The following is a 4,976-nucleotide window of genomic DNA, read 5'->3' on the forward strand; positions in this document are numbered from 1 at the left end:
ATTGCGATTTGTCGCAATGGAACCGTGACCCTTTATGGTTACGGAACCTCCCCATTTCAATGGGGAGAGGTTTCAGGTCGAAACCCTCGGATTAAAGCTGCAAGGCGAAATGGACGGGCATTTTGTACAGGTCGAAGCACCGGGATTGACGATCGGACTCCTGCATCTTGCGGAAGAACAAAGTTCCGAGCCGGTCATATCGGGCAGCATGTCGATTGGCTTTGTGGCAGAAGATTTAGAGTCAGCCATCGAGACACTGAAATCCCGCGGCGTCGAATTCCATGATGCTGTAGAAGGCAAAGCGGCCCAAGTCGTACACTTCAGCGATCCTGACGGCAATATCCTCTACTTGGTCAGTAACCGTTAAGCCAAGTAGAGAAAAACAGACAATGTAAGGAGGCATTCCGCATGGCTCCGAAAACAAACGTTAACATGGTCGTCGCCACCGCCACGCCGCATATAATCATGGATTTGCGTGGCGAGCCCCTGTTCAGTTGGGTGTTCGCGGTTTATACGTTGACTACCTGCGTGGCGACGCCCATTTTCGGCAAGTTGGCCGATTTGTTCGGGCGCAAAGCTGTGTTCGCGGCGGCATCGGCTTATTCGTGCTCGGTTCCATACTATGCGGGGCCGCACAGCCGATGGCAGAGCTCATTTGGTTCCGGGCCTTGCAAGGATTCGGTGCCGGAGCGCTCGCGCCCGTGTTCTTTACGGTCGTCGGCGATTTGTTCTCGGGCAAGCAAAAATGATGGGCGTCTTCTTGTCCGTCTGGTCCGTGGCCGGCCTGCTCGGCCCGCTTGTCGGCGGCTATTTCGTCGATCAGGTGTCATGGCCAAACGGTCGGCATCACGGTGTTTGGCACCATTTACTTATTTATAAAGCAGTAAACATATAAGGGAGGCCTTTCGCTTGAACGAATTGTTCATACTCGGCGAATTGATGAATAACCCGATGCACGGCTATTTGCTGCATCAGATTTTGAACGGAATTGTTGGACCTACGCGAAAAATCAGCTGGGGGGCGCTTTACCCGCTTATTCACGGCATGCTTGCAGATGGTCTGATCGAGCAGGTCCCCGATGAACAACCGGAGAGCGCCAGTCGGGGAAGGGGAAAAAAGAAAAAGATTTATAAACTCACAGATGAAGGCAGAATGCGTTTTAATCGGTTGATGGAAGAACCGATTCCATATTCACCGGATTATGATCTGCATTTTTATATGAAACTAAAGAATTTTCATCTAATCAGTAAGGAATTGCAGTTTTTAATTTTACACCAATACAAAGATTACCTGCGGTATGAAATCCGCCACGAGGAAGAGCGGCTGGAGTATGCGAGCAAGGATGAGCGGATTCCCAAGGGGGAACAGCAATATATTCTGACATTTTTCCGGCATCGGTTAGAAAAGCTCCGTTTTGACGAAGAGTGGGTTTTACAGTTAATCAAAAGCCATCGAGTGAATGGAAAAGAGCCAGAACGGGAGTGAAACCGCGAAGCTTAATGCGCCGGTTGTGATGAAATATCTGAGTGTGCGAAACTTTGACATGGAAGATTTTGTTTAAAAAGCAGCTAAAAATAGCATCCAGAAGCTCATTGAATCATCGGGCTTTTTGGATGCCTATCTTTATCCATGTCTTTCATTTCGGGTAGACTCACATTTGTGTGATACTGCTTTAGCTAATCGTTTTTATAAAATTGTATAGCCTTCTGGATATATTTTTCCTCTCCCCCAGGCACTTCTTCTTCGTGAAAAATTGCGTCAACAGGGCATACTGCTTCACATGCACCGCAATCAATACAAATATCCGGATCAATATAAAATTGATCTTCTCCCTCGGCAATGCAATCTACAGGGCAAACATCTGCACATTCTGCCGCTTTTTCTTGGATACAAGGAGATGTTATGACGTAGGCCATTTAAACTGCCCCTTTCTCATTTTCATATTCGCTATGCTCTGTTTCCCGTTATTACGTTCTTAAACTAAATAATACTTCGTTCATCCGATTCAAGTTTTCCCTGATCTTTGCGGCACTTAAGTAATCAATTTTATTATGGTAGCTCTCGGTTTGCTCCCATTGCTCCTCAAGGGACATTTGTTCATACTGTTTTATATCATTTCCCGTTGACTTTTTATAATCCTCTATCAAGTTTGCCTCTAATTGTTGTACCATATTGTTTATTTCATTCAAATGTATAGTCATGGAAACAGCTTTATCCATGCGTCCCTCAACGGTATTATTTGTAAACCCTGCAATTTTTGTATTTTCCTCATTTAATCCTTTTTTTATATGCTGAAGCATTTGATGATGTTCCGGATCTACTTCCATATGGTCAAGAATTTGTAATGTATCGCCCATCAATATTTGCAATCGTTTTAAGGCGTCTTGCATTATAGATCTCCCACCTTTTTATACATATGTCTTCATAATATGTTCAAATCATTGCATATTATACGGAAGATGAACAGCCTTCGTTGTCAACAGGGACATTAACAAGCTCACGGTTTTAATCACAGAATGAAAGTCGGCTTTGTCCGGCAGGACAAAAAGCGGTATAACTTGGGATCACTTTAACGCACTGGTGGCTTCGTTGAAGTGTTATTTGGTGAACATGGATAAAGGTATATTCCATGTACCTTAAAAAATGAAACCAAGTAGCAGAAATGCACGTATTATTCTAGTGAAGGATTACATACCTCCCCAGAAAGGGCGAAAGCAATGACAAAGAGAATGGTGTCTCTATTTGCTTTAGCATGTATGACATTTATCATTATAGGGCCTTTTGCTGCATGGACGGTTTACAAGTTAGCCCAACCCCCGGGTACATTTTCTAACCAAGTCATCCATCCAGGTGAAACTTTTTCGCAAACGAAAGCAGGTAAAACTTTAGCAGTATGGGGAACACCTGCAAGTCTTGATGTTCAAGATGTACAGTGTAAAATAGGTGATCGAGCCATTAAGTTAAAAAAAGAACGGACTGCCATTGATATCAAAGGAAACGAAGCTATTTTGTTGTTTGATGGAAATTATACTTTATTTGATCGTATCTCCTGTGAGGGCGGCGGATTAGAGAAAATTCATTTATCGAATCGATTTCCAATGGATAAGGCTCAGAAAATCATGATTGTATTACTTGTCGCAACTCCTTTGGCAGGAGGTCTTGGTATCATTTTATTCAGGCGTACTAGATTATCCAAATAAGGTTACGGGCTTTACGAGTGAAAATGGATATATTCCAAGTAGGCTTCGTGTTATCAATTTATGGTTTCCTATGCATCTGTTGCCATAAAGGAAGCAATCACCCAAGGAAAATGAGCAAGTCTTTGGGCTGGTTATCTTAATATGTAAGTTTTCCCTAACCCTTGGTCTTTTTTTAATAAGTAATTTAGGAAACCTTTTTCCATCTATATACAATGAATGGAAAAGTTTAACACGCAGTCATTTTAGACGATCGGTATTCATTATGAATTGGCCCGGCAGGACAATGCCATTGCCCGCACAGGCGTTATTTCGCCGAAAACGGTCAAAGGACCGGGCTCCCATTGCCCGCGCAGGCGTTATTTCACTGAAAACGGTCAAAGGATCGGAATCCCATTACCGATCTTTTCGGATATAGAATACTTATAGTCAAAAAAGATGGGAGATCAATGACTAGACGCAATGGCTTTTTGTCAGATTTTAACGTTGCATTCAAAAGTTCATTTTATATAGCCTGAAAACTGCGAGGAGGATTATCATTGAAGCCAGACTTCATATATGTGCAAAAAATTACCAAACAGTCCAAAGGCTTTGTTTATGGTATATTATTTTTTCTTTCATTACTTACATTAGCATGTGGAATAGCCGCGTTCTGGATCTTTTTCTTTACTTCTGATCCATTGATTGGCTTACTTCCTTTTGTTGCTGGGCTCATTGCATTTGTCGCATTATATTTTTCTTTTAAACAAATGAAAGCACAGCCACTGCAGACAGATGTACGAGAAATAAAGGATGGGGCGGTGCACCATGTATGGAAGAATGATGAAACAGGAGAAATGGAGGAAACATGGGTTCCATTTGAAGAGATTACAGCTATTTATATTGCAAGACATTCTCAGGTGAATGTGTCAGGCTCAAATATATGGTATAGTATTTATCCAAAATTGATCGTCGAATGGGAAGAGGACGGAAGTAAAAAATATATCTCTTTTATTGAAGCGAAAAAAGATGCCTTTTATGAGTTATATGAGCAATTTCCGGTTGACCAGATTCCTGTGTATACAGCCAATATAGATTTGAAAATGTGGCCGGATCATCTATTGTCCAAAGTGTTTGAATCAGAAAAAGCAAGAAAAGTAGAACAAAAGCGTCCACTGAAGCTGCCCTTTAAAGCAAGGACTTTGTCCTCTTGGTCCCCTCCGTTACCAAATATAAAGGGGAATGAGGAAAGAAAACAGGCAGATTTGCGGAAATTTAATGTAATAGGCGTTATTACGTGTACGGTCGGAATGATCATTACTTTTCTCTCTCTATTATCCGTCCTTCCACAATGGACCATTGAGGATGGCGTATTTACAAGCGATGCGTCACTTTTATTCACTCTCATATATGTTCTTCCTTTACTGACTTTTTTTCATGCAAGAAAGAAATGGAATGTCCGCTGGCTGCTTGTTCAAATGGTGGCCGTTGCCTCCATCTATTCGTTAAGCGGTTGGATCGTTACTCAAATGAATCAAGTTTCAAATGAATTTACTGACGCCCTTATTACGGAAATTTTTATGGCATGCTTTATGGTGTTCGTATCTTATCTTTTTGGAAAACTGCTTGTTTTGTTCGTTGTCATACATGAGAAAGTGGATAAAAAAAGGAAATGAAAATTCAAAGGATCAATGCATATGCTAGTTGAAGCCAAAAAATAATGATTTATCCCAAATTACGAAAGTAAATTTGCCGAAAACTAATTCAGCGCTCTTTTGGGAACAATTTACAAATCTGGGT

General features: G+C 41.6%; 7 protein-coding genes. 5 read left to right on the forward strand and 2 right to left on the reverse strand.

Annotated features, from left to right (window positions below; all coding sequences use genetic code 11):
* Positions 1-34 precede the first annotated feature (34 nt).
* From AB1L08_RS21515 to AB1L08_RS21525, 3 genes are all read left to right on the forward strand, one after another.
* Positions 35-367: a VOC family protein gene (locus AB1L08_RS21515; protein WP_413066643.1), complete on the forward strand. Its 333-nt coding sequence runs from the start codon at positions 35-37 to the stop codon at positions 365-367.
* Between the two features lie 381 nt (positions 368-748).
* Positions 749-895, forward strand: a complete 147-nt coding sequence (locus tag AB1L08_RS21520) for a hypothetical protein (RefSeq protein ID WP_413066644.1) — start codon at positions 749-751, stop codon at positions 893-895.
* 14 nt (positions 896-909) lie between these two features.
* The gene (locus AB1L08_RS21525; protein WP_413066645.1) at positions 910-1,485 is read left to right on the forward strand and encodes a PadR family transcriptional regulator; all 576 of its coding nucleotides are present in this window, start codon (positions 910-912) and stop codon (positions 1,483-1,485) included.
* A gap of 191 nt (positions 1,486-1,676) precedes the next feature.
* On the opposite strand, the gene fdxA is transcribed toward AB1L08_RS21525, so the two are convergent.
* Both fdxA and AB1L08_RS21535 read right to left on the reverse strand, forming a co-directional pair.
* Positions 1,677-1,916 (reverse strand): 4Fe-4S ferredoxin, encoded by a 240-nt coding sequence (gene fdxA, locus AB1L08_RS21530; protein WP_413066646.1) that lies wholly within the window; start codon positions 1,914-1,916, stop codon positions 1,677-1,679.
* A gap of 51 nt (positions 1,917-1,967) precedes the next feature.
* On the reverse strand, positions 1,968-2,390 hold the full coding sequence (locus tag AB1L08_RS21535; RefSeq protein WP_413066647.1) for a hypothetical protein: 423 nt from the start codon (positions 2,388-2,390) through the stop codon (positions 1,968-1,970).
* Positions 2,391-2,717: 327 nt separating this feature from the next.
* On the opposite strand from AB1L08_RS21535, the gene AB1L08_RS21540 reads away from it, so the two are divergent.
* Together AB1L08_RS21540 and AB1L08_RS21545 are read left to right on the forward strand one after the other, a co-directional pair.
* Positions 2,718-3,200 carry a hypothetical protein gene (locus AB1L08_RS21540; RefSeq protein WP_413066648.1) on the forward strand — a complete coding sequence of 161 codons (483 nt, stop codon included), beginning with the start codon at positions 2,718-2,720 and terminating at the stop codon, positions 3,198-3,200.
* A gap of 536 nt (positions 3,201-3,736) precedes the next feature.
* Positions 3,737-4,852, forward strand: a complete 1,116-nt coding sequence (locus tag AB1L08_RS21545) for a hypothetical protein (protein ID WP_413066649.1) — start codon at positions 3,737-3,739, stop codon at positions 4,850-4,852.
* Positions 4,853-4,976 lie beyond the last annotated feature (124 nt).

Origin of the sequence: Siminovitchia jepli (assembly GCF_047228825.1) — a bacterium.
In the GTDB taxonomy this organism is placed as follows: Bacteria; Bacillota; Bacilli; order Bacillales; family Bacillaceae_C; genus Siminovitchia.